Here is a 25,844-nt window from a genome sequence, read left to right on the forward strand (position 1 = left end):
ATTGGCGCCCGTGATTTGTCCGGTAGATGAACCCGCGGCATCGCACGGTAACATGACGGACTCGGAGCGCGTCCACGGGGTAGCCAGGATCATCGATGTCAGCTCCCCCGCCACCGACCCTCCGGGTTGGACGAAAGTGGCCGGATGTGAGACACGCCCATCGATCGGACCACTTGACAGTGGACGACCGACCGGATCCGCCCGTCGGCCTCAGATGAGGCCGAGGCCCATCGCCCTCGTCACCGCGGCGGTGCGGTCCGCCACCTCCAGCTTGGCGAAGGCCCGCAGCAGGTGCGTCTTCACCGTGGCCTCCGTGATGAACAGCGCACGGCCGATGTCGGCGTTGGTCAGACCCTGCGCCACCAGGCCCAGCACCTGCGCCTCACGCGCGGACAGGGCCGGCGGAGCCGGGCCGCGGACCTGCCGGACCAGCGTGGAGGCCACGCTGGGCGCGAGCACGGTCTCACCCCGGGCCGCCGCCCGGACGGCGGCGGCCAGCTCGGCCGGCGAGGCGTCCTTCAACAGGTATCCCCCGGCCCCGGCCTCGATCGCGCGCAGGATGTCGCGATCCGACTCGTAGGTGGTCAGCACCAGCACGCGTACGCCGGGGACGGTCGCGTGGATCCGCGCGGTGGCCTCGACGCCGTCCCCGCCGGGCATCCGGAGGTCCATCAGCACGATGTCGGGCCGCAGCCCGGCCGCCAGCGCGACACCGCCGGGCCCGGAGGCCGCCTCGCCGACCACGGTCAGATCCGGCTCGGCCTCGAGCATGCCGCGCAGCCCGTGCCGGACCACGGGGTGGTCGTCGACCAGGATGAGCCGGATCATGCCGGCACCTCCACCTCGACGAGCGTGCCCGTGCCCGGGTCGCTGCGCACCGCCACCGTGCCGTCCACCCGCTCGGCCCTGGCCCGCATGCCGGGCACCCCGAAGCCGTGCGCCCCGGCGGGTTCGAAGCCACGGCCGTCGTCGCGGACCACGAGCCGGACGCTGTCCGCGCCGAACGCCAGCAGCACCGCCACGTTCGCCGCGGCCGAGTGCCGGCGGGCGTTGGCCAGCGCCTCCTGCGCGGCGCGCAGCAGCACGACCTCGACCGCGGTCGGCAGGGGCCGGGCCGTTCCGGAGACCCGGCACGTCGCCGGGGTCCCGGTCTCCTCGGTGAAACGGGCCGCCTCCCGGCGTATGGCGTCGGGCAGCGAACCGGCGGCCAGCGCGGACGGCGCCAGGGCCGCGATCAGGGACCGCGACTCGGCCAGGTTCTCCCGGGCGGTCCGCACGGCCAGCGCGATCCGCTCGTCGGCGAGCCCGGGGTCGGCGGCCTGCAGCAGCGTGATGATGCTGGTGAAGCCCTGCGCGAGGGTGTCATGGATCTCGCCGGCCAACCGGGTCCGCTCGGCGGCGACGCCGGCCTCGTGTGACAGCCGCGCGATCTCGGCGCGGCTGCTCTCCAGCTCCGCGATGAATGCGGCCCGCTCGATGCTCTGCTCGATCACCCGGTTGATCCAGATGCCGAGCCAGACCGCGACCGCGGCCGACATCACGAAGATCGGCCCGAGATGGGTGAGGAAGCCGGCGCCGGAGCGCACCGAGCCGGCGGCCAGCGGCAGCAGGTTGGCACAGACGACCGCCACGACGGCCGGGCGGGCGTCGAGGGCCATGAAGATCAGCGGAGAGAGGGCGAAGAGCAGGTAGCTGACGGTCGATACCGCGAACGTGCCGGCCGCGAAGGCCACCAGGATCGCGAGGACGAACGCGGGGCCGGAGTCCCGCCGCCGGCCCCAGAACGCGTACAGGACGGCGATGACCGCGACCGCGGCGACCGCGACGGCCCGGTCGCGGGCCGGGGTCCCGGACTGGGCGAGCACCGCCGCCACCACCGCGAGGGCGACGACGGCATAGCAGAGATCCCAGAGGTACGGGTACCGCGCGACGGCCTCCTGGTGCCCCGGTCGCGGCAGCGTCATGCGTCGCGCCGGTTCGTCCAGCGGAAGGTCAGCAGGCACAGCACCAATCCGACCACACACCAGCCGCACAGGACCAACGCGATCCAGCCCCGCTCCCAGGCGCCCCCGGCCTCGAGGCCGACCGCGGTCTCCGGAAGGAAGACCGAGCGGAAGCCCTGCGCCATCCACTTCACCGGGAAGATCGACGCCACCGTGATCATCCACTCCGGGAGCCGCGTTATCGGGTGGATGAAGACGCCGGAGAGGAACTGCAGGACGACCACCGGCACGTTGAGCACGGCGCCGGCCGTCCGGGCCGAGCGGACCAACGAGCTGGCGGCGATTCCTAGCAGCCCGCAGGCGATCACGGAGAGCAGGAAGAGCCAGCCGAAGGTGAGCCACCGGCCGGCGTCCGACGGCAGCGGAACATCGAAGATGACCACCCCGACGGCCAGCAGGGCGATCACCTCGCCGGCGCTCAGGACCGCGACCAGGATGAGCTTGCCCAGGAAGTACGCGGTGGCCGTGACCGGCGTGCCACGCAGCCGCTTGAGCGTGCCGTCCTCCCGGTCGGTGGCGATGCCGACACCCATGGTGATGAACGCGGTGGAGACGATCCCGTACGCGATCATGCTGGCGGAGAAGACCCGGGCGGCGCCGAGGCCGGGGTGGTCGTAATCGCCGGAGAAGATCGTCCCGAACAGCAGCAGGAGCAGCGCAGGGAAGAGAAAGCTGAAGATCAGCGCGGTCCGGTCCCGGACGAACTGGAGGAGCTCGATCCCGCCCCGGCGCAGCCCGGTCCGGGCGGTGGACGGCAGGGTGCCGGCGGTCATCGGGCCTCTCCGATCAGGGTCAGGTAGGTGTCCTCGAGGCTGGGGCGCGTGACGGCGAGGGTACGCAGGTCGGTGCCCGCCGCGGCGAGCCGGGCGATCAGCTCGGTCGGGTCGTCGGTGTGCTCGACCCGCCTGCCGTCCGGACCGTCCCAGGTGACGACGGTGCCCGCGGTGGCCCGGCCGCCGAACGTCGCCGGGGTGCCCTCGGCGACGATGACCCCACCGGCGATGACCGCCAGCCGGTCAGCGAGCGCCTCGGCCTCGTCGAGGTAGTGGGTGGTGAGCAGGATCGTGGTGCCCTCGGCGGCCAGCACCCGGACCAGGTCCCAGAACTGCCGTCGCGCCTGCGGGTCGAAGCCCGTGGTGGGCTCGTCGAGGAAGACGACCTCGGGGCGCCCGACGATGCCGAGCGCGACGTCGAGGCGGCGGCGCTGACCGCCGGAGAGCGTCCGTACCCGGGCTCCCGCCGTGTCCGCCAGACCGACCAGGTCGATGACCTCGGCGGCGCGCCGGTGGCGGGGATAGAAGCCGGCGACGTGCCGGACGGTCTCGGCGACGGTGAGGTCGGCGGCGTCGGTGGCCGACTGCGCCACGATGCCGATCCGGGCGCGCCAGGCCCGGCCGGCACCGGCCGGATCGGTACCGAGGACCCGGACCTCGCCGGCGTCGCGCCGGCGGTGCCCCTCGAGGATCTCGACGGTGGTGGTCTTTCCGGCCCCGTTCGGCCCGAGCAGGGCGAAGACCTCACCGTCCGGGATGGAGAGATCGACGCCGGCGACGGCCTCGTGCCCGCCGTAGGCCTTGCGAAGACCGCGTACCTCGATGGCTGTCATGCCGGAAAGCGTCGCGTGCGGCGGGGGTCCGCCGGGACGACCGCGTGGTTGTCAGCGGGTGTCAACCGTTCGACGGACAGGACCGCCGGCGGCGGCGCGGAGCGTCACTCCCAGCGGAACCGGCGCGCGGCCGCGGTGAGCGCGACCGTGGCCCAGGCGGTGAGGCTGAGCCAGATGCTCCCCGGCACGGAGGCGCCGTCGGTCAGGGTGGCGCGCAGGGCCTCGGCGTGCGCGGCGAGCGGGAGCAGGAAGTGACCCGCGGGACCGAGATCGGGTGCGGCGAACATGATCCCGCCGGCCGCCAGCATGAGCACGTAGATCAGGGTCGCCGCCGCCGTGGTCGTCTCGGGCCGCAGCACGCTGGCGATCAGCAGCGCCAGGCCGCAGTAGGCGGCCGTGGCCAGCACGGTCACGGCGAGCGCGGCCGGCAGGTGCGAGAGCTCCGGGCGCCAGCCGGCGATGACGCCGACCACCGCGAGCGCGACGACCTGCAGGCCGACCAGGCACAGGATCGCCACGGTCTTGGCGAAGAGCAGGCCGGGGCGGGTGAGCGGGGACGCACCGAGGCGCTTGAGGACGCCGTAGCCGCGCTCGTAGCCGGTGGTGATCGCCTGGCCGGTGAAGGCCGTCGACATCACCGTCAGGGCGAGGACTCCGGGTACGACATAGCCCAGGCGGTCGTCGGTCGGCAGGTTGGTCGCGCGCGTCAGGCCCGCGCCGAGCAGGACCAGCAGGGGTACGCCCATCGCGAGCACCACGGCCTCGCCCCGGCGCGCGGTGAGTAGCAGCTCCATGCGGATCTGCCGCAGCAGGACGACCCGCATCGGCGCCCGTCCCGGCGCGGGGGTGAAGATGCCGGCGTTCGCACTCATCGCGCTGCTCCCGCGGTCAGGGCCAGATAGACGTCTTCGAGGGTGCGGCGCCGGGTGTCCACCGCGGTGACCTGGGCGCCCTCGGCGGCGAACCAGCCGAGCGCCGCCGCGATCGCTGAAGTGTCCAGCGCGCCGGCGATCTCGTACTCGCCCGGCGACCGCTCGGTGACCTTCGCGGAGAGGCACGCGGCGAGCTCGCCGATCGCGAGGCCGGCGTCGGCGCGTACCCGGAGGAGGTCGATCCCGGCCGCGGCCGTCAGCTCGGCCGGCGTGCCGGTCGCCGCGACCACGCCGCCGTCCATGATGACCACGTGGTCGGCGAGGCTCTCGGCCTCGTCGAGCAGGTGGGTGGTGAGCAGCACCGAGACGCCGTCCCCGCGGAGGGCCTCGACCAGTTCCCAGGTGGTCTGCCGGGCGCCGACGTCCATGCCCGCGGTCGGCTCGTCGAGGAAGACCAGCTCGGGCCGGCCGACCAGCGCGAGGGCCAGCGAGAGCCGCTGCTGCTCGCCGCCGGAGAGCCGGCGGAACGTGGTCTTGGCGAACTTCCGCAGGCCCAGCCGGTCCAGCAGCATGTCGGTGTCGAGCGGGTTCGCGGCGAAGGAGGCGAAGAGGCGAAGGATCTCGCCGGCAGTGGCCCAGGGATAGATGCCGCCGGACTGCAGCATGATGCCGAGCCGCGGCATGAGCTCGTCGTGGTCGGCGACGGGGTCGAGGCCGAGCACCCGGGCCGAGCCGGCGTCGGGGGCGCGGAAGCCCTCGCAGACCTGCAGCAGGCTGGTCTTGCCGGCGCCGTTGTTGCCGAGCAGGGCGAGAATCGACCCGCGCGCCACGGTGAGCGACACGCCGTCGACGGCGACGACGCCGCCGTATCTGACGACGACGTCCTGCACCTCGACGGCTGCTTCGCGCATGGCCGAAACTGTACTGGCTGGGACGGACACCGCTCGGACGGCTCCGAGCGGTGTGGCCTTGCACCCACGCTTTGCCGACCCGCGAGAGTTCGCTACCCTGTCGTTGGGAGCGCTCCCAACCGCTCCCGGTATTGCGGGGGCAGGCCGCCGGTCCGGTACCGGTTCCCCCCGGACGAAGCCTGCGGCGTCACGCAGGCCCCCGGACCGGCGGCCTGACACCACCGGTCGGTTCAGTAGGGTGCTGGCATGACAGCCCCCGCCACTTCGGTGGAGATCTACACCGACGGTGCGTGCATCCCCAACCCCGGCCCCGGCGGCTGGGGCGCCGTCCTGCGCTGGGGCACGACCGAGAAGGACCTCTGCGGCGGCGAGGCCGGCTCGACGACGAACAACCGGATGGAACTCATGGCGCCGATCAAGGCCCTCGAGAGCCTGACCCGTGCGCCGCTGTCCGTCCTGCTCTACACCGACAGCATCTACGTGCGCGACGGCATCACGAAGTGGATGCCCCGGTGGAAGGCGAACGGCTGGCAGACCTCGGCGAGGCAGCCGGTCAAGAACGTCGACCTGTGGCAGCGCCTCGACGCCGCGGTACGCAGGCACGACGTGCAGTGGCACTGGGTCAAGGGCCACGCCGGTCACCCGGAGAACGAGCGCGCCGACCGGCTCGCGGCCCGGGGCCTGCAGGAGGCGCTCGCCGCGCGCTGAAACACCCGGGGATCCCCTACATACGGACCCGGATCCGCAAAGCCGGCCGCGCCAGCACGATGGGCGCGTGCCCGAGAACAGACCCGCCCGGCGGTGGCCCATCGTCGTCGTCCGTACGCTCACCGTGATCCTGCTGCTACAGGTCCTGATCCAGGCGGCCCTGGCCGGCGGCTTCATCACCGGCAACGTGAAACTGCTGGGCCTGCACAGCGCGAACGCGATCCTGCTCGTGCTCACCTCCGCGGCGCTGCTGCCCGCGACGATCCTGCTGGTGCGCCCGGGCCGCGGACCGTGGTGGCCGATCGCCTTCAGCGTCGGGCTCTGGTGTGCGATCGTCATGCAGGTCGGCCTCGGCTTCGCCCGCCTGGTCGGGCTGCACATCCCGCTCGGCATGGCCGTCATGGGCCTGACCGCGGCGCTGACCTGGTGGGCGTTCGCTTACCGCACCGCGGCACCCGTCCTCGCCGCGGGAGGCCCGTCGTGACGGTGCCGGTTTCGCGGCGCGGGCTGCTCGCCCTGGCCGGAGCCGCCGGCGTGGCCGCGCTCGCCGGCTGCGGGCGGCCCGCGGACGGCCCCGGCACCGGATCGCTGCTGACCAGCGCGGCGCCCCTGCCGGAACGCTTCCGCACGCCGCTGGCGATCCCGCCCGTCGCCCGGCCGGTTCTGAGCGGCTCCGCCGGTGACCACGTCGTCATCACCCAGCGCGTGGCCGACGCCCGCCTGCTGCCGGACCGCACCTCGAGGATCTGGGGCTACGACGGCATCTTCCCCGGCCCGACGATCCGCGCCCGCCGCGGCCGCCCGCTCACCGTGACCATGCGCAACGAGCTGCCCGTGCCGACCTCCACCCACCTGCACGGCGGGGTCACCCCGGCGGACTCCGACGGCTTCCCGCTGGACCTGACCACCCCGGCCGGCTACTCGCCCGGCCCGCCGCACGCGCACGGCGCCGGCGCGCGGGTGCACGAGGTCAGCCGCGACTACCGCTACCCGATGGAGCAGCGGGCGGCGACGCTCTGGTACCACGACCACCGGATGGACTTCACCGCGCCGCAGGTGTGGCGCGGCCTCGCCGGGATGATGATCATCTCGGACGACGAGGAGGACGCGCTGCCGCTGCCGCGCGGCGACCGGGACCTGCCGCTGTTGATCTGCGACCGGGCGTTCGAGGCCGACGGCTCGCTGCGCTACCCGATGCGGGACATGTCGATGGCGTCCCCGGGCGCCGACGGCGCCTTCCGCTCCGGGCTCTTCGGCGACGTGATCCTGGTCAACGGGGTCGCCTGGCCGCGCCACGAGGTGGCGAACGTGCGGTACCGCCTGCGGCTGGTGAACGGGTCGAACGCCCGCCGCTACCGGCTCGGGCTCTCCTCCGGCGCGGAGCTCATCCAGATCGGCACCGACGACGGCCTGCTGGCGGCGCCGGTCGCGCACCGGGAGATCGTCCTGTCGCCGGGAGAACGCTGCGACGTGCTCGTCGACTTCTCCGCGTGCCCGCCCGGTACCGAGGTGACGCTGCTCAACGGCTTCGGTACGGGTCCGGCCGGTGAGGTCATGCGCTTCGTCGTCACGCGTACGGCGAAGGACGACACCCGGATTCCCGCGCGGCTCGCGGACGTGCCGGTGCTGACCCGGGCGGACGCGGCGCAGGTGCGCCGATTCGACTTCCGCTTCGGCGGCGGGCGCTGGCAGATCAACAACCGGCCGTACGACCCGGCCGGCTCGCTCGCGGCGCCCCGCCTCGGCACCGTCGAGTTGTGGCGCTTCACCAGCGACTTCCACCATCCGGTGCACGTGCATCTCGGGCACTTCCAGGTGCTGTCGCGCAGCGGGCGGGACCCGGAGCCCTGGGAGGGCGGCTGGAAGGACACCGTCGACGTGCGGCCGTACGAGGCGGTCGAGGTGCTGGTGCGGTTCGCCGGGCACCGCGGCCGGTACATGCTGCACTGCCACAACCTCGAGCACGAGGACATGGCGATGATGGCGAACTTCGACGTCGTCTGATCAGCGAGACACCCGCTAGCGTCGACGACTATGAAATACGGCGTCATTCTGCCGGGCGGCACCGCCCCCGAGCAGCTGCAGCAGGCGGTCCTGGCCGAGCAGGCCGGCTGGGACGGCGTCTTCGTCTGGGAGGCGGCGTCCGGGGTCGACGCGTGGAGCCTGCTCGCCGCGATCGCCGCCGCGACGACGCGGATCCGGCTCGGCACGATGCTGACGCCGCTGCCGTGGCGCCGCCCGTGGAAGGTGGCGAGTCAGGTCGCGACGGTCGACCAGCTCTCCGCCGGCCGGGCCGTGCTCGGCATCGGCGTCGGCGCGCTCACCGCCGACCTCCCGCTCACCGGCGAGGCCACCGACCTGCGCGAACGAGCGGCCATGATGGACGACGGCATCGACCTCATGCGCACCCTCTGGGCGGGCGGCACCAGCCACCACGGCCCGCACTACGACTACGAGGTCGGCCGCGGCGATCTGGCCGAGGTCGGCCGCCCGGTGCAGGAGCGCGTCCCGATCTGGGTGGTGGCCGTCTGGCCGAGGCCGAGGTCGTTGCGGCGGGTGCTCAAGTGCGACGGGGTGATCCCCGGCCACGGTGGCGGGCCCGACGAGATCCGCCAGATGCGCGCCTGGCTCGTCGAGCGCGGCGCACCGGAGGACCTCGACATCCTCGCCGAGGGCGAGACGCCCGGCGACGACGCCGCGGCCGCCTGGGCGCGGGTGTCGCCCTGGGCCGAGGCCGGCTGCACCTGGTGGATGGAGACCCGCTGGGAGATGCCGCACCACAGCGCCGAGCGGATGCACGAGATCCGCGGGCGGATCGCCGCCGGTCCACCCCGGCGCCCGGCGTGATCCGGCGCGCCGGATCGCCGCCGGTGCGCCAGGATGGCCCGATGACCAAGCTGACTGGACGGCAGATCGCCGACGCGGCGCTGGACGGGTGGGTCTACCTGCTCGGCGGCCTGCAGACCCGGATACCGGCCGCCGACTTCGCGGCCGGGCTCTCGCTCGCCGTCGCCATCGGCGCGGCGGCCGAGGAGCTGAACCATCACCCCGACGTGGACCTGCGCTACGACCACGTCGACGTCCGGCTCACCAGCCACGACGCCGGCGGCGTCACCGACCGCGACCTTCGCCTGGCCCGCGCGATCTCCGCGATCGCCGCCGGCGCCGGCACCCGCACCGGCGCCGAGGGCCTCTCCCGGCTCGAACTCGCCCTCGACTCACCGGCCTTCCCGAATGTGCTCCCGTTCTGGGGCGCGGTGCTGGCGATGGAGCGGCCGGGGGCGGAGCCGGGCGACGAGCTGCGTGACCCGGGCGGCGTCCTGCCCGCGGTGTGGTTCCAGGAGTCCGGCGACGAGGAACCCCGGCAGCGCTGGCACCCCGACGTCTGGCTGGACCCCGCGGAGGTCGGGCCCCGCATCGAGGCCGCGCTCGCCGCGGGCGGCACCCTGGTGAGCGACGCGGAGGCGCCGAGCTTCTGGGTCCTCGCCGACCCGGAGGGCAACAAGGTGTGCCTGTGCACCTGGCAGGAGCGCGGCTGATCTCCCACCGCCGGTCAGGCGTCGGGCAGGCCGGCGACATAGGCCGCCGCCACGCGCTTGGGGACCACCATGCGCCAGGCGTCGATCACCAGCTCCTCCATCTGGCGGTGTTCCAGCGCCGCCAGCCAGGCCTGCACCCACTGGAAGCGCATGTTTGTCGCGTTCGGCAGGTGGAAGACCTCGGGCTGGGCCGCCACCAGGGCCGCGCGCTCCTCCCTGGGGAAGCCGAAGCCCATGATCGTCTCGTCGCGGGAGAAGGCGACATAGACTATCTTTCCCACCCGGAACTTCACCCGGTCGTGGATGAGGTGCTCGCTCGTGCGGGGCAGCCTCAGCGCGACCTCGCGCACGTCCTCCACTGTGACCATGGGGGCACGCTAGCGCCGCCGTACGACACTCTCCCCACCGGCGTCAGGACGAGCGCGGCCGCGGTACGAAGGGCGGGCGGGCGGCCTCCAGCGTCTCGTCGTCGGCCGGGACCGCATCGCGGACCTTGGCCCGGGCGACCCGGTCCGGCGCGAGCCGATAGGTCGGCGCCTGCACCAGCTCGTCCGGCACCAGGTGACGCCCGATGCCCTCCTCGCCGTCGGGCCCGGGCGCACCCGGATGCAGCGACGTTCCGGCGGTATCCGGCGCCCCGAGCACGGCCGGACGAAGCCCGGCGGACGGCGGCGTGACCGACGCCTCGAGCGCCGAGGTGACGGGCCGGGCGGACGTCGAGGCGACGACCGCCGTGCCACGGGCCGCACGCCGCGGGCCGATCAACCGGGCCGCCATGCTGAACACGCTCCGCGTCGCGGTGTCGTACCCCTCCCGGTATGCCTCATCACGGTCCAGACCGGTGCGGTACCACTGGTGCAGGCGGCCGGCGGCGTATCCGGCACAGGCCGTGAACACGGCCACCAACGTGATCAGGAGGGCGTCGTCAGCAGGGGCGGTCATGGTGCGATTCTTGCCAGTTGTATCGACCGTTAGCTATAGCCCGTTTGACGGACCACGATCGGTCGACAAGCCCTCGGCGACGAACCGCCGCCGTGGCCCGGCCCGGGCGTATTCGCCGAACTCCGGCGCCCGGCGTCCTCGCGGGCCGATGCTGGAACCACGACGAGGGGAGTTCGATGGCGAAGTTCATGGACGTGCACACCGGGTTCTTCGGTACGACCCACGAGGAGCTCGACGCGGCGCACTGCGCCGACCTGCAGATCGAGGCCGAGGAGGGGGTGCACTTCGAGCGGGCCTGGCTGGACCCGGAGCTCGGCAAGGTGTTCTGCCTGTCGAGCGGGCCGAGCAAGGAGGCGGTCCTGCGGGTACACGAGCGGGCCGGGCACCCGGCGACGGAGATCTACGAGCTGACCGTCGAGGTCTGAGGTTCCGCCCGGGCGACCCGCCCGGGCGGAACCGGCGCTCAGGACGAGGACGGCCGGGGGCCGGGCGGCCCGCTGCCCATGGGGCCGCCGCCCATCGGCGCTCCGCCACCCTCGGGTCCGCCGCCGCCGGCGGTCTCGGTGCCGGCGGGGTCGATCGCGATCGTCAGCGTGGCGGCATAGCCTTCGGCGACACCGCCGGCGACGGTGGCGAGTTCGGTGGCGGCCGAGTCCTCGCCGAAGACGTTGTCGGTGGCGAGCGAGACCCGGCTCAGGTTGGCGACGCTCGCGCGGTAGCCGTCGGTCGCGTACACCGCGCCGGCGACGTCCTCCGGGAGGGCGATCTGCGAGGTCTTCACGATCGGCCCGGCACCGCTGGTGGCGTTCTCCAGCGACCGGTAGACCTCGAAGTGGATGTGCGGCCAGCGGCCGGCGTAGCAGCCGGGGAAGATACTGGTGAACGTCACGGTGCCGGTGTCGTCGGCCTCCTGGACACCGCGCAGGTAGTTCTGTTCGGTGATCCCGGTGGAGTACAGCGAGTAGTTGCCGTCCCGGTCACAGTGCCAGGCGTAGACGGCCGCGCCGGCCACGGCCGCGCCGTCGAGGTCGGTCACCCGGAGCGAGAACGTCAGCGGCACGCCCTCGGCGGTGCCGGTCGCGGTTCCGAACGAGGACCGGATGTCCCCCCGCACGATGCCCGGCTCGGTCCGCACGTCGGGCCCGTTGGATCCGTCCGCCGGGTACGGCCCGGCGGTCTCCGACGCGACCTCGCCCGTGGCGGCGCCCGCGCCCGGTGCGGCAGCCGCCTGACCCTCCGCGGTGCTGTCGCATCCCGCCGCCCCGCCGACCAGCGCCAGGGCGCTTGCCCCGCCGAGCGCCGCCAGCAGCCGGCGCCGCGACATCGTGCGCATGTCGAACGTCAGCCCCCGGTCGTGCACCCTGCGCACGTACGCGGCGTTGTCCCGGTCCTCTTGCTCCTGCACGGCTGTGGCCTTCCGTAGAAAACGTGTGCAGTAAGCAAAACCGGGGCGACTGTGTGCGACCTGCGCCTTCCCTGTGCCGGGGCCCTCAATCGCGAGGGCCGCTCAGTAGTAGGCCACCGGCGCGGGGGCGGGCGGCGGCGCCACGGGCTGCGGAGGCGCGGGCCGTCGGACGAACGGGGAGACGCGGGGGCGACGCCGGGCGGCGAGGTCCTCGACCCAGCCGAGGGCGAGCACGGCGACCCCGATGAGGCCGATCGAGACCGCGAAGTCGGCCGCGTTCGCGAGGCCCTCGCTGGGTAGCTTCCAGAGCTCCAGCGGGCCGTAGAGCAGAATCGCGACGGTGATGGCCACGTTGTGCCACAGATAGATCGTCACGGCCCGGTTGTTCACCATCGACACGAAGCCGTCCAGCGGCCGGAGCCGGGCCAGCCAGTCCATCCGCGGCTGCCAGCGCATCAGGGCCAGCACGAAACCGATGCAGAAGATCGCGTACGCGATCGGGTGGCCGGTCAGGTCGACGCCGTCCTCCCCCGGGTGCAGGAAGGCCCAGCCGAGGCCGACACCGACGCAGGCGGCGGCGAGGCCGCCGACCGTCGCGGGGCGGAGCTTGGCGAGGTCGCCCTCGCGGTGGGCGAAACCGAGAACCCAGCAGGATCCGAACATCAGGACGTTGTGCGCGACCCACGCGATGGTCGGATTGAACTCGTCCCGGTACGCCATCAGCAGCATCAGCCCGATCAGCGGCAGCAACACGGTCGGCAGGTTCCACCGGCGGTAGAGGCGCAGCAGCAGCGGCGAGAGCAGGACCAGCCAGAGGTAGGTGACCAGGTACCAGAGCACCCCGGCCGCCGGATAGCCGAACTCGCTCGACGGCGGGTCCGCGATCGGGAACACCCAGAGCAGCAGGTACGGCCAGGACGGCTGGTCCGGCCAGCCCTCGCGGATCATCAGCGGTACCGCGATCAGCGCCATCACCCACAGCGCGGGCAGCAGCCGCCGCAGGCGGTTCTTGACGGCCTGGACCTCGGCCCGGTCCAGGGACTTCACCATCAGCGAGCCGCCGAGCGCGAACATCACGGCCATCGAGGGGAAGACGAGCTCGAGCGCCGCGATCGGAAAGGCGTGGAACACGACCACCCGGAGGATGGCGAGAGTACGCAGAGTATCGAAGTATCGGTCTCGTCCGACCACGGTTCCCTCAGACACGGTGCTCCCAACAGCCAATCCTCACCGACCGCAGGCAGCGGGGACTACAGACAGTAGCCGCATTCTTGATCGCCTCAGCGGTCCGAACGGACCGTTCCGATCACCGTTCCGGCTCGGGTGCCGCGGCCGGACAGGTCACCGCCGGGCCGGTCCCGGAGGCAGACATCGATGTCATAATTGCGGCCTGCGCCGGATTAGCCCTTCCGCCGCGCCACCGAAGAGTTCGGAGCAGCATGTCCGCAGCCCGGTCCGCCAACGGGAACGCCGACGCCTCGGCCACCCGCCGGCCGACGCTCACCCAGGTGGCCGCCCTGGCCGGGGTGAGCCTCAAGACGGCGTCACGGGCGCTGAACAGCGAGCCGAACGTGGCCGAGGCCACCGGCCGCCGGGTCCGCGACGCGGCGGACCACCTCGGCTACCGGCTGAACGGCATCGCCCGGGAGCTGCGCCGCGGCGCCACCTCCGCGCTGGTCGGCCTGATCAGCGGCGACCTGACCAACCCGTTCTACTCGGCCGTGGCCAGCGGCATCGAGCGCGAGCTGCGCCAGCACGGCCTGCAGCTGGTGACCGCGAACAACGACGAGGACGCCGAGCTGGAGCACGCGCTGATCGACGCGTTCCTCGAGCGGCGGGTGCGCGCCCTGCTGGTGGTGCCGAGCGCGGACCGGCACGCCTACCTGGCGATCGAGGGCAGCCGCGGCGTGCCGTTCGTCTTCCTGGACCGCCCGCCGGTCGGCGTCGACGCCGACGTGGTCGTCATCGACAACGCCGGCGGGGCGCGGGCCGCCGCGGAGCATCTGCTGACCCGCGGGCACCGCCGGATCGCCCTGGTCGCCGATCTGGCCCGGATGGTGCCGCAGCGCGGCCGCATCGAGGGCTTCCAGCAGGCGATGCGCGCCGCCGGCAACGACGAGTGGGAGCCGTTCCTGCGCACCGACGTGCACGACGTACGCCGTGCCGAGCAGACGGTCCGCGAGCTGCTGGAGCTGGATCCGGCGCCGACGGCGCTGTTCACCACGAACAACCGGCTGACCACCGGCGCGCTGCGGGCGCTGAAGGAGCACCCCGACCCGCCGGCGCTGATCGGCTTCGACGACTTCGACCTCGCCGAGGTGATCGGCACGACGGTGGTGGCGCACGACGCGGTCGCGATGGGCCGCGAGGCGGCCCGGCTCGCCTTCGAGCGGATCAGCGGCCACTCGGGGCCGGCCCGTTCGATCGTCATCTCCACCTCGGTCATCGCCCGGGGCAGCGGCGAGCGCCCGCCCCGCTGATCCCGGCCCACCGTGAGGCCCGTCTCTTCACCCGATCCATACTTGAACACGTTCAACAGGCCTTGCCATGATGATCACATGGGACGCATCCTGGGATTCACCACGCTGGCGGGCATGAACGTCGGCGGCGCGACCGGCGCCGTGTTCACCCCGTTCGGGCTGGTCGTCGGCGCCGTCGTCGGACTGGTGCTCGGACTGCTAGCGGGCCTCTTCACCGGCGGCATGGTCATGCTCGACCGCTCGGGCCTGACGCCGGCCGGGGCCCGGCTGCTCGTCGGCGCGCCGCCCATCATCGTCCTGGCCCTCGCGACCGTCCCCCTCTTCATCTACGACGCGCTGCACGAGGGTTCCAACGTTCCCACCGCGGTGGCCCTGGTCTCCGTCGTCGTGGGTACCCCGTTGATCGTCACCGTCACCTGGACCGGGGCGCCGTGGTGCGTGGCGCCGCTCGCGCCCGGCGCGGCCGACGAATCCGCCCGGCGCCGCATGGTCCGGGGCATGCTCTGGCCGGTCTGGGTCGGAGGCCTCCTGACGGCGGGCTGGTGCGTCGCGATCGTCGCCACCGCGGGATGATGAGCGGGCGGTCCACGGACCGGTGACTCAACCGAGCGATCAGGCGCCATCTCCCCTAGAGTTCGAGGGGTGACGCTGGAGATCGGACGTGCGCCGCTGTCGCGCATCGACGTCACCGTCAAGTCCGCGCAGGAGATCCGCGACGAGCGGCGCGCCGCCGCGCTGCGCACCGAGGTCGCCCTCAAGGTCACGCTGGTCACGCTCGCCTGGCTGGTCTCCGTGTCGCTGCTGCTGGGGTGGGGACTCACCGGGCCGCAGCGGCAGTCGGGCACCATCCTGCTGGCGGCGCTGTGCGCCGTCGTGGGCCCGTTCGTCGGCGCGGTCATCGCCACCCGGCACGGCCAGTTCCGGCTCGGCGGGGTCTACGTGGTGCTGACGCTCGTCATGGTTCTTCCCGCGCTCAGCATGGTCCGGGCAGGATGAGCCCATGGCCGAGAAGGAAGAGCGTGACGGCGTACCGCTGACGAACCTTGATCAGGAGCTCTTCCCCGGCGCCGGGGCGACCAAGCGCGAGCTGGTCGACTACCTGGACGCGGTCCGCGACCGGATCGTCCCCGTTCTCCGCGACCGGCCGCTTTCGGTGGTCCGGGTGCTGCGCGGCCAGGACCGCTTCATGCAGAAGAACCTGCCGAAGTACACGCCGGAATGGGTACCGCGCACCGCCGTGTGGGCCGAGGCGTCGCACCGAGAGGTGCAGTACGCCCTCTGCAACGACCGCCGCACGCTGCTGTGGTTCGCCAACCAGCGCGCGGTCGAGTACCACCCGACGCTGATGACCATCCACGAGCGCGACCGGCCGACCCACCTGATCATGGACCTGGATCCGCCGGAGGGCGGCGCGTTCGACGTGGTCGTGCGGGCGGCCCGGCTGGTCCGGCAGGCGCTCGCCGACGCGGGCATGTCCGGCGCCGTGAAGACCAGCGGGTCGAAGGGCGTGCACATCTTCGTGCCGCTGGACGGCAACGCCGCCACCGTGGACGTGGCCGCCGCGACCCGGGCGCTCGCGGCCCGCGCCGAACGGCTCGACCCGGAGCTCGCCACCACCGCCTTCATCCGCGAGGACCGGCACGGCAAGGTCTTCCTCGACGCCACCCGGTCGGGCGGCGCCAGCGTGGTGGCCGCGTACAGCCCGCGGATCCGGCCCGGGGTTCCGGTGTCCTTCCCGGTCGGATGGGACGACCTGGGCGACGTGACCCCGGCCGACTTCACCGTGCACACCGCGCCCGGCCTGTTGAAGGACGGCGACCCCTGGGCCGAGGCGATGCCGCGGCCGCAGCCGCTCGACGCGGGCCTGGTCGAGGAGGGTCACACGATCCCGGTGGCCCGGGTGGCGGCGATGCACGAGGGCAAGCGCCGCGCCCGCGCGAAGCGCGCCGAAGGCTAGGGCGTATCTAGCGGACCAGATCGCGCCAGAAGGCGACGCTCGCCCGGCCGGGCTCGGCACGCACGCCGCCGAACTCGGCACGCAGGTAGGCGGCCAGGTCAGCGCCGTAGCAGATGATGTCGGTCTGCATCACCGACAGCACCGGATGCCCGGACGTGCCGTGGCCGGCGGGCAGGTAACGGTGCGAGTAGACCGGGATCAGCCGCGGCACGATCACCAGCAGCCGGCGGGCGACCACCACCGCGTCCGCCGTCGACTCCGGGCACGGCCCCCAGCCGGTGTACCAGAAGCCGTTCTCCGCCACGTCGAAGAGCACGCCCTCGACCGGCATGGCGAGCTTCTCGCGGAGCTGGCCGCGGTCGCCGTCGCGCCAGTCGGGCCAGCCGCGCCCGACCGGCAGGGCGGCGTTGAGGAAGGCACGGTGGTCGTCGGCGAACGAGAACCCGAACTCCTTCTCGACCGCGGCGATCTCGGAGTCGGAGAGGCCGGGGCGGAGCGTGAAACGGCCGTAGGAGGCGAGCACATCGGCGGCAGCGGCACCCTCGTCGATCACAGCCTCAGCCTAGAGCGGCATACAGCGATCGGTGTAGACCCGTACTCGAAGGGAGTCACCGGCAGAGACGCCCCGGGGACGACGCGCCGGCCACCCGCGCGACCGTAGCTTGCCGACATGACTTTCACCGGAACATCGAATCTGCGCCTGGTCGCGACCGCGCTGGCCGGGTGCGCCGCGGCTCCGGCCGTCGCCGCCCTCGGCGTCGCCACGGATCCGAGACTGGGGATCGCCGGTCATGAGACGCTCGTCTCGTTGACCGGGCGAGCCGCGCTGTGGGCGGCGACCGGATGCCTGGCCTTCGCGGCGGTCCGCCCGCTGCGACCGGCCGCGACGGTGAAGGGGTGAGGACCATGCCGCGATCGCTGCCCTGGGTGGCCGCCGCCCTCACCCTCATCGGCGTACCCGTCGGGCTCGCCGTCACCGGCGGAAACGTGCAGAGCGTCATGACGGCCACCCTGGCGTTCTGGCTGGCACTCATGATGCTGCTGGTCCGCCGGTGGCCGCTGACCGTCCTGACCGTGTCCGTGCTGACCGTGATCGCCTGGCGCACCTCGGGCCTGATCGCCAGCGGCTGGGCCTGGCCGGCCACGGCCGCCTTCGCCGCGCTGGCCCTCGCCGGCCGGCTACGGACCGCCGTGGTGGCCGGATCCCTCACCCTCGCGTACGGCCTGATGTGGGACGGCGTGGTCGAGCAGAAGCCGTCCGACTGGGTGCTGGGCCACATCGGCGGGGAGGCGCTGTGGCTGGCCGCGGTGCTCGCCGCCACCGTCGCCTACCGCAACACCCGGCGCTGGCAGGAGGAGGTCGCGGCCCGGCTGCAGCAGTCGCTGCACGAGCAGGAGTTGGAAGCCCTGCGGCGGCGCGCCGAGGAGCGCGTCGGCATCGCCCGCGACCTGCACGACGTCGTCTCGCACACGCTGGCCGTGGTGGGTGTGCACCTGAACGTCGCCCTGGACTCGTTCGACGACGAACCGGAGGAGGCCCGCGGCGCGCTGCGGCTGGCGCAGGACGTCCGGGGGCGGGCGATGACCGACCTGAAGTCCCTGGTCGACGTGCTGCGCGAGGGCAGCCGGATCGAACCCCCGGCGGCGGGCCTGGAGGGGCTTGCCGGACTCGCCGAGCAGGTCCGCGCCGCCGGCGTCGAGGTGGCCGTCACCGAGCTGGGCGAACGCTCCGAGGTGCCGGCGCCGGTCGCCACCGCGGTCTACCGCGTGGTGCAGGAGTCGCTCACCAACACCGTCCGGCACGCCGGCGCCACCCGCGTGACCGTGACGCTGCGGTACACCGCCGCGAACGTGGTGGTGGAGATCGCCGACAACGGCGGCGGTGACTCCTCCGGCGCGCCGGGGCACGGGATCATGGGTATGCGGGAGCGGGTCGCCGCGCTGGGCGGGGAGCTGGCCACCGGGCCGGACCCCCGCGGCGGCTTCATCGTCCGGGCGATGATCCCGATCGCGGCCTGACATGACCATCACCGTCCTGCTCGCCGACGACCAGCATCTGGTCCGTGCCGGGTTCCGCAGCCTGCTCAAGCGCGACCGCGGGATCGTGGTGGCGGGCGAGGCGTCCACGGGGGACGAGGCGGTGCGCACCGCCCGCGCGCTGCGGCCGGACATCGTGCTGATGGACATCCGGATGCCCGGGCTGGACGGCATCGCGGCGACCCGGCAGATCATGGCGGACCCGGACCTGCGGGACTGCCGGGTGATCATTCTGACCACCTTCGAGACCGACGAGTACGTGTTCGCGGCGCTCGAGGCCGGGGCGAGCGGCTTCCTCACCAAGGAGGTCGACCCGGAGGGCCTTCGGCACGCCGTACGGGTGGTGGCGGCGGGGGAGGCGCTGCTCTCCCCCAGCGTCACCCGCCGGGTGGTCAAGCAGTTCGCGCACCGCCCGGCCCCGGCGCCGGGCGGTGGTACGCGGCTCGCGGCGCTGACCGCCCGGGAACGCGAGGTGGTGCAGCTGGTCGCCACCGGCTTGTCCAACGAGGACATCGCCCGCGAGCTGGTGATCAGCCCGCTGACCGCGAAGACCCACATCACCCGGGCGATCGCCCGGCTCGGCGTCCGCGACCGGGTACAGCTCGTGATCCTGGCCTACGAGGAGGGGCTGGTCGGCGAACGCACACATCCGAACACCGATCACGCATGATCGATCGACGCGGGGCACTCGCTGTCCGACCATATTGCAAGCTCCAGACCGTTTGCAAGGGTTGGAGGCACCCGAGCTGACATCGATGTCAGTCGTGGGCGATCGCGTGCGAAGGAAACCTTGCATATCGACAGACTTAGAAGTGACGATGTGTCGCGGAGGTTTCCAGCGCACCGCCAAAGCCCCGAGGAGGAGACGGCATGCACCGGCCACGATGGGGTGTCGCCCTGTTATCCGTCACATTGATCGCGACGGCCGCGTCCGTCGCCATGGGCCGCGGCGCCCTGGCGGCGGCGGCCACCTCGTTCGCGTCGTCGTTCGAGACCGACGATCCGCAGCCGTCCTGGACCGACACGGTCGACCAGGACGCCGGCAGCTCCGGCGTCGACGGCAACGTCGTCGTCGGCATGCCGGGCAGCCTGCGCGGCCACGTCACGGCCATCGCCGTCAACGCGGAGCCGAACGGCAACGAGGGCGCCGGCAACCTCAACGACGGCGACTCGGCCACCAAGTGGCTCGTCGACACCCCGACCAGCTGGGCCCAGTACACGCTCGACGCGCCGGCCGAGGTGGTCAGGTACGCGCTGACCTCCGCCAACGACGCACCCGAGCGGGACCCGCGGGACTGGACGCTGCAGGGCTCCGCCGACGGCACCACCTGGACCACGGTGGACACCCGGACCTCACAGACGTTCGCCGAACGCTTCCAGACCAGGACGTACCCGGTCGCGAACCCGGCGTCCTTCCCGATCTACCGGCTCAGCATCACCGGGCATCCCTCGGGCAACCTCACCCAGCTCGCCGAGCTCGAGCTCGCCGGCGCCGACGTGACCGCGCCGCCGGCCGGGCCGATGCAGAGCCGGGTCGGCCCCGGGCCCGCCAGCTCCCCCACCGCCAAGGCGGGCGTCGGCTACACCGGGCTCCGGGCGTTCGCAATCGCGGGCCGGCACACCGCCGAGGGCCGCGGGTACTCGTACAACAAGGTCTTCGACGTCGATGTGGCCGTGACCGGCAAGACCGAGCTCTCCTACCTGGTCCTGCCGGAGTTCAACCGCGAGGACCTGTCGAATCCGGCCACGTACACGGCGGTCGACCTGGCCTTCACCGACGGCACCCGGCTGTCGGAGCTCGGGGCGCTCGACCAGAACGGCATCGTGGTCAGCCCCGCCGCGCAGGGCGCGTCCAAGACGCTGTACACCGCGCAGTGGAACAAGCGGACCGCGCGGATCGGCGACGTCGCGGCCGGCAAGACCATCGACCGCATCCTCATCGGGTACGACAAGCCGTCCGGCCCCACCGCCTTCCGGGCCTGGTACGACGACATCGCCATCGCCGAGGTACCGGCCGCGCGGCCCAAGGCCCACCTCTCCGAGTACGCGGAGACGCGGCGCGGCACCCAGTCGTCGGGCGACTTCTCCCGCGGCAACAACTTCCCCGCCACGGCGGTGCCGCACGGCTTCAACTTCTGGACCCCGGTGACCAACGCCGGCACCACCAGCTGGCTGTACGAGTACCACCGCCGCAACAACGCGGCGAACCGGCCGACCCTGCAGGCGTTCTCCGCCAGCCACGAGCCGAGCCCGTGGATGGGCGACCGGCAGACGTTCCAGGTGATGCCGAGCGCGGCCGCCGGCGTACCGGATGCCAACCGGGCCAACCGGGCGCTGGCGTTCGGTCACGAGAACGAGGTCGCGAAGCCCTACTACTACGGCGTCACGTTCGACAACGGGCTCAGGACCGAGTTCGCGCCGACCGACCACGCGGCGCTGTTCCAGTTCACCTTCACCGGCGACAGCTCCAACCTGATCCTCGACAACGTCAACACAGGCGCCGGGCTCACCATCGACGCGGCGAACGGGTCCGTTTCGGGCTGGTCGGACGTGAACAGCGGCGGCCTCTCCGCGGGCTGGACCCGGATGTTCATGTACGCCACCGTCGACGCACCCATCGCGTCCAGCGGCATGCTGGCGGCCGGGAACCGGCCGTCGACGGGTTACCTGAAGTTCGACACCACGCAGGACAAGACCGTGCGGATGCGGATCGCCACCTCGCTGATCAGCGTCGAGCAGGCCCGGCACAACCTGGACCTGGAGATCGCGGCCGACGCCACCCTGGACTCGGTGCGCGACCGCGCCCAGGCGCTGTGGGACGCCAAGATGCACACCGTCGAGGTCGAGGGCGCGTCCGAGGACCAGCTCACCACGCTCTACTCGAACCTGTACCGGCTGTTCCTCTACCCGAACTCCGGCTTCGAGAACACCGGCAGCGCCACCGAGCCGGTGTACCGGCACACCGTGCAGTCCGCGGTGACCAGCCCGGCCAGCACGCCGACGCAGACCGGCGCGCCGATCAAGGACGGCAAGGTCTACGTCAACAACGGCTTCTGGGACACGTACCGGACGACGTGGCCGGCGTACTCGCTGCTCACGCCGAAGGAGGCCGGCGAGATGGTGGACGGCTTCGTCCAGCAGTTCCGCGACGGCGGGTGGATCTCCCGCTGGTCCTCGCCGGGCTACGCCAACCTGATGGTCGGCACCAGCTCCGACGTGGCGTTCGCGGACGCATACCTCAAGGGTGTTCCCGGCATCGACGCGGAGACGGCCTACCGGGCCGCCCTGAAGAACGCCACGGTGGCGCCGCCGAACTCCAACGTCGGCCGCAAGGGCCTGGCCGGTGCGATCTTCAAGGGCTACACGCCGAGCGACGCGACCGGCGAGGCCATGTCCTGGGCGATGGACGGCTACATCAACGACTTCGGCATCGCCAACATGGCCGAGGCGCTGGCGAAGAAGGGCGGGCCGAAGGCTCAGGAGTACGCCGAGCAGGCGGAGTACTTCCGCAACCGGGCACAGAACTACGTGAACATGTTCGACCCGTCGGTCGGCTTCTTCCAGGGCAAGGACTCCTCGGGCAACTGGCGCAACCCGGCGTCGACCTACGACCCGCGGGTCTGGGGTTACGACTACACGGAGACCAACGGCTGGAACATGGCGTTCCACGTCCCGCAGGACGGCCAGGGCCTGGCCAACCTGTACGGCGGCCGCGAAGGCCTGGCGGACAAGCTGGACACGTTCTTCGGCACCGGCGAGACGGCCACCTTCTACGGCTCCTACGGCGGCCCGATCCACGAGATGTACGAGGCCCGCGACGTCCGGATGGGCCAGTACGGCCACAGCAACCAGCCGTCGCACCACATCATCTACATGTACGACTACGCGGGACAGCCGCACAAGACGCAGAAGCTGGTCCGCGAGGCGACGTCCCGGCTCTACCTCGGCAGCGAGATCGGCCAGGGCTACCCGGGCGACGAGGACAACGGCGAGATGAGCGCCTGGCAGATCTTCAGCGCGCTCGGTTTCTACCCCCTGCGGATGGGCAGCCCGGAGTACGCGATCGGCTCGCCGATGTTCACCAAGGCGACGGTCAACCTGCCCGGGGGCAAGAAGATCGTCGTCAATGCGCCGGGCAACAGCCGGTCGAACGTCTACGTGCAGTCGCTGAAGGTGAACGGCAAGGCGTACGACTCGACGTCGCTGCCGCACTCGCTGCTGGCGGACGGCGCGACCCTCGACTTCACGATGGGCGCCGAGCCGTCCCGGTGGGGCACGGGTGCGGACGCGGCGCCGCCGTCGATCACCTCGGGCGCCGCGGTGCCGACCCCGCTGAAGGACCTGACCGGCCCCGGCCGCGGCACCGCTTCGGACCCGGCGCTCGTCGACGACACGTCCACCACGCAGACGACGTTCGCATCGCGGACGCCGGCCTGGCAGTACCGGTTCGCCGGCACGGGCGAGCGCGCCGACTTCTACACCCTCACCTCGGGTACGGCGGCCGGCGACCCGACCGCCTGGAAGCTGCGGGGCTCGTACGACGGCATCACCTGGACGACGATCGACGAGCGCGCCGACCAGGCGTTCGAGTGGCGGCTGCAGACCCGCCCGTTCAAGATCACAAGTCCGGGCCGCTACGCGTACTACCGCCTCGAGGTCGGCGCCAACACCGGCGAGGCGAGCACCACGCTCGCCGAGGTGGAGCTGCTCGGCGTACCGGAACCGGCCTGCACCACGGTGATCTCCGACCGGGTCGTCGGCGCGGTGTCGGTGCGCTCCGGCGTCACCTGCATCCGGGCGGGCGCGCAGATCACCGGCCTGGTGTCGGTGTCGAGGGGCGCCTCGCTCTACGCCACCGGGGCGACACTGCGGGCAGCGGTGACGGCGAACGGCGCGGGCACGGTCTCGCTGCTGCACTCCACCGTGTCCGGGCCGCTGACCGTCACCGGATCCGGGCCGGTCAGCCTGGAGGCCTCCACTCTGAAGGGCGCGGTCACCCTGCTCAACAACACCGGATCGACGGTCGTCGCGGGCAACACCATCGGCGGGCCGCTCACCTGCACCGGCAACAAGCCGGCACCGGTGAACAACGGCCTGCCGAACACGGTCGGCGGCGCCCGCCTCGGCCAGTGCGGCCGGCTCTGACCCGGGCCGCCCGGCGCGGCCGCCTCCCCCGTACGCGGTGGGAGGCGGCCGCGCCGCCGTCTGGACTAGCGTGACGGTATGTCCGACAACCTCTGGGCCGTCCTCGCCGCGGCCAACCTGTGCACACTCGCGACCATCAAGCGCGACGGACGCCCCCAGCTGTCGGACGTGAACTACACCGCCGGCGAGACCCGGGTGCTGCGCACGTCCACCCGCGACTCCCTGGCCAAGGTGCACAACCTGCGCCGCGACCCGCGCGGCAGCGTCCGGGTCGCGGGACCGGGCGGCGCCGGCTACGTCGTCGCCGAGGTGCACGCCACGTTCTCACCGGTCTCGACCGACGAGAACGACGAGACGGTCGAGGAACTGATCGAGGTCTACCGGCTGATCACCGGCAAGGAACACCCGGACTGGGACGACTACCGCCGTGCGATGGTCACGGACGGCCGCCTCGTCCTGAGCCTCCACGTCGAACGCCTCTACGGCTGGGTGATGTAGCCCGCCGGCCCGTGAGCCCAACCTGCCGCACGCCGGCCGGCGCCGCTAACGGCCGACACACGTCAGGATCACCTGGCATGAATGCGGATCGACACCAGCGCCCCCAGACATCGCACGGCGGGTCCGCGTCTTATCCACTGTGAAGCTTCCGGATGATCGGCTCGGACGTGTGGTCCAGCTCCGCCGATCTCATGCGATCCGACGATAGCGACGGTCTTGATCAGGCCGAACGGGCACGACGCGAGCCGGGCGTCTGCGGGAGAGGACCGGCGTCCAAGCCGCTTCCCCTCCACCGCCGCCGCGGACGTTGGCGGACAAGGCGCCAGCTCACCGCTCCCCCACAACATCCACCACGATGCTCAACGTTGGCGGACAAGACGCCGAGCCCACCGCACCCCACAACATCCACCACCACCCTCAACGTTGGCGGACAAGACCCCCAGACCATCACTCCCCCACAACATCCACCACCACCGTGAATGCGGCCGGGCGAGGACGCCCAAGCGCAACAAGCGCCTACCGCAGAGCCCGGGCGAACGGACCACCGCAATCGCGCCACGCGGACAACCAGCAGACCCGGCATCCACCACCGACAAACACCCGAGCCGCCGAACGGATTCGAACAGACTGACTACCAAAAGTGTCAAGAGCTTGGCCCCTCAGCCCACCTCAAATGGTATGCGATTGGTCACGCAACCATCCCTCATCCGGCGGTGATGTTCGAGAAATTGGCATGATCGATCAACGATCGGAAATGGCGATCCTCGCCGGTTCGCGGGATAATTTATTCATGCGGCAGCTTCAGTTGTTCAGCACCAGTCAGCTGGCTGTCATGCGTGACCGGACCGCCTCCCGCAACTATTCACCCGCGCGGGACGAGTTTCGCCGCGACCACGAACGTCGTCGCGATTTCGGCCTGTCGCGGCGCCATGCCGAGCGTCTGCGCCACGCCCGCCATCGGTCTGGTGGCGGCAGAATCGCGGGCCAAGACGAGAAGCACCAGGAGACTCCACATCCGACACGGCCCGGTGCGGGCGCCCGCACCGCGCAGACACCGCACGCGGCGCCGGAGCCGCTCCGCCCCGATCCACCAGGACCTGCCGCAGCGCCACGACCAGCAGCAAACCGAACCCACCGAGGCGCACTTCCCTCGGCCCGCACCCACCGCAACATGCCCGCCGAAGCCCGCCCACGGCCTGCACCCAACGGGCTGACCGAACCTCAGCCAGGCGAAAACCTGCCGGTCGACGCCGGCCACGACCCGGGCCTGAGAGTCAAGCGGACCGGCCACAACCCGGACCTGAAGGTCAAGCAGACCGGCCACGACCCGGGGCCTGGAGGTGAATCAGAACCACCAGCGGCGCCCGACCATGCCCTGACCTGGCCGGGCGGGACAGGCCACGTCCGGCCAACGCCCACGGCGCCCAACCAAGCTGAACCCCGCAGACGGACGGACCACACCCAACCAACCCCCGCAGCACCCAACCAAGCTGAACCCCGCAGACGGACGGACCACACCCAACCAACCCCCGCAGCACCCAACCAAGCTGAACCCCGCAGGCAGGCGGACCACACCCAACCAACACCCGCAGCCCGATCACGAGCGTTACCAGTCCTGGGGAATATGCCTGCCGACGACTTTGCAGCAACGCATGCACGCCCTGGCCCGCAAGAGGGGAGATCCCGCCCGGACTCCCCGGCCACCCGCCGCCGTGGGGCGATGCTCGCCCCTGCTCCGAGA

Annotated in this window: 27 protein-coding genes; 15 read left to right on the top strand and 12 right to left on the bottom strand. The window is 72.1% G+C overall.

Annotated features, from left to right (window positions below; translation table 11 throughout):
* Window positions 1–210: 210 nt before the first annotated feature.
* The 6 genes from AB0B58_RS16620 to AB0B58_RS16645 form a co-directional block, all read right to left on the bottom strand.
* Window positions 211–828 carry a response regulator transcription factor gene (locus AB0B58_RS16620; protein WP_360224075.1) on the bottom strand — a complete coding sequence of 206 codons (618 nt, stop codon included), beginning with the start codon at window positions 826–828 and terminating at the stop codon, window positions 211–213.
* Window positions 825–1,964, bottom strand: coding sequence for a sensor histidine kinase (locus tag AB0B58_RS16625; protein ID WP_360224077.1), 1,140 nt, complete (start codon window positions 1,962–1,964; stop codon window positions 825–827). The genes AB0B58_RS16620 and AB0B58_RS16625 overlap by 4 nt, the downstream gene beginning before the upstream one ends.
* Window positions 1,961–2,776 (bottom strand): ABC transporter permease, encoded by an 816-nt coding sequence (locus AB0B58_RS16630; RefSeq protein ID WP_360224079.1) that lies wholly within the window; start codon window positions 2,774–2,776, stop codon window positions 1,961–1,963. The genes AB0B58_RS16625 and AB0B58_RS16630 overlap by 4 nt, the downstream gene beginning before the upstream one ends.
* A complete protein-coding gene (locus AB0B58_RS16635; RefSeq protein ID WP_360224081.1) occupies window positions 2,773–3,609 on the bottom strand; it encodes an ABC transporter ATP-binding protein in 837 nt (278 codons plus the stop codon). The genes AB0B58_RS16630 and AB0B58_RS16635 overlap by 4 nt, the downstream gene beginning before the upstream one ends.
* A 104-nt stretch (window positions 3,610–3,713) precedes the next feature.
* Window positions 3,714–4,481 (bottom strand): ABC transporter permease, encoded by a 768-nt coding sequence (locus AB0B58_RS16640; RefSeq protein ID WP_360224083.1) that lies wholly within the window; start codon window positions 4,479–4,481, stop codon window positions 3,714–3,716.
* Window positions 4,478–5,392 carry an ABC transporter ATP-binding protein gene (locus AB0B58_RS16645; protein ID WP_360224085.1) on the bottom strand — a complete coding sequence of 305 codons (915 nt, stop codon included), beginning with the start codon at window positions 5,390–5,392 and terminating at the stop codon, window positions 4,478–4,480. Before AB0B58_RS16645 ends, AB0B58_RS16640 begins: the two co-directional genes overlap by 4 nt.
* Window positions 5,393–5,638: 246 nt before the next feature.
* On the opposite strand from AB0B58_RS16645, the gene rnhA reads away from it, so the two are divergent.
* From rnhA to AB0B58_RS16670, 5 genes are all read left to right on the top strand, one after another.
* Entirely contained in the window at window positions 5,639–6,100 is a 462-nt protein-coding gene (gene rnhA, locus AB0B58_RS16650) for a ribonuclease HI (RefSeq protein ID WP_360224087.1), read from the top strand.
* 67 nt (window positions 6,101–6,167) lie between these two features.
* Window positions 6,168–6,584, top strand: a complete 417-nt coding sequence (locus tag AB0B58_RS16655; protein ID WP_360224089.1) for a hypothetical protein — start codon at window positions 6,168–6,170, stop codon at window positions 6,582–6,584.
* Entirely contained in the window at window positions 6,581–8,104 is a 1,524-nt protein-coding gene (locus AB0B58_RS16660) for a multicopper oxidase domain-containing protein (protein WP_360224091.1), read from the top strand. The genes AB0B58_RS16655 and AB0B58_RS16660 overlap by 4 nt, the downstream gene beginning before the upstream one ends.
* A gap of 30 nt (window positions 8,105–8,134) precedes the next feature.
* Window positions 8,135–8,947, top strand: a complete 813-nt coding sequence (locus tag AB0B58_RS16665; protein ID WP_360224093.1) for an LLM class flavin-dependent oxidoreductase — start codon at window positions 8,135–8,137, stop codon at window positions 8,945–8,947.
* Between the two features lie 41 nt (window positions 8,948–8,988).
* A complete protein-coding gene (locus AB0B58_RS16670; protein WP_360224095.1) occupies window positions 8,989–9,639 on the top strand; it encodes a 4a-hydroxytetrahydrobiopterin dehydratase in 651 nt (216 codons plus the stop codon).
* Window positions 9,640–9,653: 14 nt separating this feature from the next.
* Here AB0B58_RS16670 and AB0B58_RS16675 read toward each other — a convergent pair whose 3' ends face one another.
* Together AB0B58_RS16675 and AB0B58_RS16680 are read right to left on the bottom strand one after the other, a co-directional pair.
* The gene (locus AB0B58_RS16675) at window positions 9,654–10,007 is read right to left on the bottom strand and encodes an MmcQ/YjbR family DNA-binding protein (protein ID WP_360224097.1); all 354 of its coding nucleotides are present in this window, start codon (window positions 10,005–10,007) and stop codon (window positions 9,654–9,656) included.
* Window positions 10,008–10,050: 43 nt separating this feature from the next.
* Window positions 10,051–10,581 (bottom strand): hypothetical protein, encoded by a 531-nt coding sequence (locus AB0B58_RS16680; RefSeq protein WP_360224099.1) that lies wholly within the window; start codon window positions 10,579–10,581, stop codon window positions 10,051–10,053.
* Between the two features lie 176 nt (window positions 10,582–10,757).
* Here AB0B58_RS16680 and AB0B58_RS16685 point away from each other — a divergent pair, with 176 nt between their 5' ends.
* The gene (locus AB0B58_RS16685; RefSeq protein WP_360224101.1) at window positions 10,758–11,006 is read left to right on the top strand and encodes an SCO4226 family nickel-binding protein; all 249 of its coding nucleotides are present in this window, start codon (window positions 10,758–10,760) and stop codon (window positions 11,004–11,006) included.
* A 38-nt stretch (window positions 11,007–11,044) separates the two neighbouring features.
* Here the strand turns inward: AB0B58_RS16685 and AB0B58_RS16690 are convergent, their stop codons facing one another.
* Together AB0B58_RS16690 and AB0B58_RS16695 are read right to left on the bottom strand one after the other, a co-directional pair.
* Window positions 11,045–11,986: an intradiol ring-cleavage dioxygenase gene (locus AB0B58_RS16690; RefSeq protein ID WP_360224103.1), complete on the bottom strand. Its 942-nt coding sequence runs from the start codon at window positions 11,984–11,986 to the stop codon at window positions 11,045–11,047.
* 102 nt (window positions 11,987–12,088) lie between these two features.
* The gene (locus AB0B58_RS16695) at window positions 12,089–13,192 is read right to left on the bottom strand and encodes an acyltransferase (RefSeq protein WP_360224105.1); all 1,104 of its coding nucleotides are present in this window, start codon (window positions 13,190–13,192) and stop codon (window positions 12,089–12,091) included.
* Window positions 13,193–13,425: 233 nt separating this feature from the next.
* Between AB0B58_RS16695 and AB0B58_RS16700 the strand changes: the two genes are divergently transcribed.
* The 4 genes from AB0B58_RS16700 to ligD all read left to right on the top strand — a co-directional run bounded on the left by AB0B58_RS16700 (window position 13,426) and on the right by ligD (window position 16,423).
* A complete protein-coding gene (locus tag AB0B58_RS16700; protein ID WP_360224107.1) occupies window positions 13,426–14,466 on the top strand; it encodes a LacI family DNA-binding transcriptional regulator in 1,041 nt (346 codons plus the stop codon).
* 78 nt (window positions 14,467–14,544) lie between these two features.
* Entirely contained in the window at window positions 14,545–15,039 is a 495-nt protein-coding gene (locus tag AB0B58_RS16705) for a hypothetical protein (RefSeq protein ID WP_360224109.1), read from the top strand.
* 69 nt (window positions 15,040–15,108) lie between these two features.
* Window positions 15,109–15,462, top strand: a complete 354-nt coding sequence (locus AB0B58_RS16710; RefSeq protein ID WP_360224111.1) for a hypothetical protein — start codon at window positions 15,109–15,111, stop codon at window positions 15,460–15,462.
* Window positions 15,463–15,466: 4 nt separating this feature from the next.
* The gene (gene ligD, locus AB0B58_RS16715; protein ID WP_360224113.1) at window positions 15,467–16,423 is read left to right on the top strand and encodes a non-homologous end-joining DNA ligase; all 957 of its coding nucleotides are present in this window, start codon (window positions 15,467–15,469) and stop codon (window positions 16,421–16,423) included.
* A gap of 7 nt (window positions 16,424–16,430) precedes the next feature.
* Here ligD and AB0B58_RS16720 read toward each other — a convergent pair whose 3' ends face one another.
* Window positions 16,431–16,976: a hypothetical protein gene (locus AB0B58_RS16720; RefSeq protein WP_360224115.1), complete on the bottom strand. Its 546-nt coding sequence runs from the start codon at window positions 16,974–16,976 to the stop codon at window positions 16,431–16,433.
* A 117-nt stretch (window positions 16,977–17,093) separates the two neighbouring features.
* Between AB0B58_RS16720 and AB0B58_RS16725 the strand changes: the two genes are divergently transcribed.
* From AB0B58_RS16725 to AB0B58_RS16745, 5 genes are all read left to right on the top strand, one after another.
* On the top strand, window positions 17,094–17,324 hold the full coding sequence (locus tag AB0B58_RS16725; RefSeq protein WP_360224117.1) for a hypothetical protein: 231 nt from the start codon (window positions 17,094–17,096) through the stop codon (window positions 17,322–17,324).
* A gap of 5 nt (window positions 17,325–17,329) precedes the next feature.
* Window positions 17,330–18,442 (top strand): sensor histidine kinase, encoded by a 1,113-nt coding sequence (locus AB0B58_RS16730; RefSeq protein WP_360224119.1) that lies wholly within the window; start codon window positions 17,330–17,332, stop codon window positions 18,440–18,442.
* Between the two features lies 1 nt (window position 18,443).
* Window positions 18,444–19,130 carry a response regulator transcription factor gene (locus AB0B58_RS16735; protein ID WP_360224121.1) on the top strand — a complete coding sequence of 229 codons (687 nt, stop codon included), beginning with the start codon at window positions 18,444–18,446 and terminating at the stop codon, window positions 19,128–19,130.
* Window positions 19,131–19,330: 200 nt separating this feature from the next.
* The gene (locus AB0B58_RS16740) at window positions 19,331–23,605 is read left to right on the top strand and encodes a GH92 family glycosyl hydrolase (protein ID WP_360224123.1); all 4,275 of its coding nucleotides are present in this window, start codon (window positions 19,331–19,333) and stop codon (window positions 23,603–23,605) included.
* A gap of 78 nt (window positions 23,606–23,683) precedes the next feature.
* Entirely contained in the window at window positions 23,684–24,103 is a 420-nt protein-coding gene (locus AB0B58_RS16745; RefSeq protein WP_360224125.1) for a PPOX class F420-dependent oxidoreductase, read from the top strand.
* 862 nt (window positions 24,104–24,965) lie between these two features.
* Here the strand turns inward: AB0B58_RS16745 and AB0B58_RS16750 are convergent.
* A complete protein-coding gene (locus AB0B58_RS16750; protein WP_360224127.1) occupies window positions 24,966–25,103 on the bottom strand; it encodes a hypothetical protein in 138 nt (45 codons plus the stop codon).
* Window positions 25,104–25,844 lie beyond the last annotated feature (741 nt).

It is taken from the genome of Actinoplanes sp. NPDC049118 (assembly GCF_040648555.1).
Classification (GTDB): Bacteria; Actinomycetota; Actinomycetes; order Mycobacteriales; family Micromonosporaceae; genus Actinoplanes.

Excerpts from the sequence above, each read along its gene's own strand:
- AB0B58_RS16620 (WP_360224075.1), bottom strand. The coding sequence starts at position 828 with ATGATCCGGCTCATCCTGGTCGACGACCACCCCGTGGTCCGGCACGGG.
- AB0B58_RS16625 (WP_360224077.1), bottom strand. The coding sequence starts at position 1,964 with ATGACGCTGCCGCGACCGGGGCACCAGGAGGCCGTCGCGCGGTACCCG.
- AB0B58_RS16630 (WP_360224079.1), bottom strand. The coding sequence starts at position 2,776 with ATGACCGCCGGCACCCTGCCGTCCACCGCCCGGACCGGGCTGCGCCGG.
- AB0B58_RS16635 (WP_360224081.1), bottom strand. The coding sequence starts at position 3,609 with ATGACAGCCATCGAGGTACGCGGTCTTCGCAAGGCCTACGGCGGGCAC.
- AB0B58_RS16640 (WP_360224083.1), bottom strand. The coding sequence starts at position 4,481 with ATGAGTGCGAACGCCGGCATCTTCACCCCCGCGCCGGGACGGGCGCCG.
- AB0B58_RS16645 (WP_360224085.1), bottom strand. The coding sequence starts at position 5,392 with ATGCGCGAAGCAGCCGTCGAGGTGCAGGACGTCGTCGTCAGATACGGC.
- rnhA (WP_360224087.1), top strand. The coding sequence starts at position 5,639 with ATGACAGCCCCCGCCACTTCGGTGGAGATCTACACCGACGGTGCGTGC.
- AB0B58_RS16665 (WP_360224093.1), top strand. The coding sequence starts at position 8,135 with ATGAAATACGGCGTCATTCTGCCGGGCGGCACCGCCCCCGAGCAGCTG.
- AB0B58_RS16670 (WP_360224095.1), top strand. The coding sequence starts at position 8,989 with ATGACCAAGCTGACTGGACGGCAGATCGCCGACGCGGCGCTGGACGGG.
- AB0B58_RS16675 (WP_360224097.1), bottom strand. The coding sequence starts at position 10,007 with ATGGTCACAGTGGAGGACGTGCGCGAGGTCGCGCTGAGGCTGCCCCGC.
- AB0B58_RS16680 (WP_360224099.1), bottom strand. The coding sequence starts at position 10,581 with ATGACCGCCCCTGCTGACGACGCCCTCCTGATCACGTTGGTGGCCGTG.
- AB0B58_RS16685 (WP_360224101.1), top strand. The coding sequence starts at position 10,758 with ATGGCGAAGTTCATGGACGTGCACACCGGGTTCTTCGGTACGACCCAC.
- AB0B58_RS16700 (WP_360224107.1), top strand. The coding sequence starts at position 13,426 with ATGTCCGCAGCCCGGTCCGCCAACGGGAACGCCGACGCCTCGGCCACC.
- AB0B58_RS16705 (WP_360224109.1), top strand. The coding sequence starts at position 14,545 with ATGGGACGCATCCTGGGATTCACCACGCTGGCGGGCATGAACGTCGGC.
- ligD (WP_360224113.1), top strand. The coding sequence starts at position 15,467 with ATGGCCGAGAAGGAAGAGCGTGACGGCGTACCGCTGACGAACCTTGAT.
- AB0B58_RS16725 (WP_360224117.1), top strand. The coding sequence starts at position 17,094 with ATGACTTTCACCGGAACATCGAATCTGCGCCTGGTCGCGACCGCGCTG.
- AB0B58_RS16730 (WP_360224119.1), top strand. The coding sequence starts at position 17,330 with ATGCCGCGATCGCTGCCCTGGGTGGCCGCCGCCCTCACCCTCATCGGC.
- AB0B58_RS16735 (WP_360224121.1), top strand. The coding sequence starts at position 18,444 with ATGACCATCACCGTCCTGCTCGCCGACGACCAGCATCTGGTCCGTGCC.
- AB0B58_RS16740 (WP_360224123.1), top strand. The coding sequence starts at position 19,331 with ATGCACCGGCCACGATGGGGTGTCGCCCTGTTATCCGTCACATTGATC.
- AB0B58_RS16745 (WP_360224125.1), top strand. The coding sequence starts at position 23,684 with ATGTCCGACAACCTCTGGGCCGTCCTCGCCGCGGCCAACCTGTGCACA.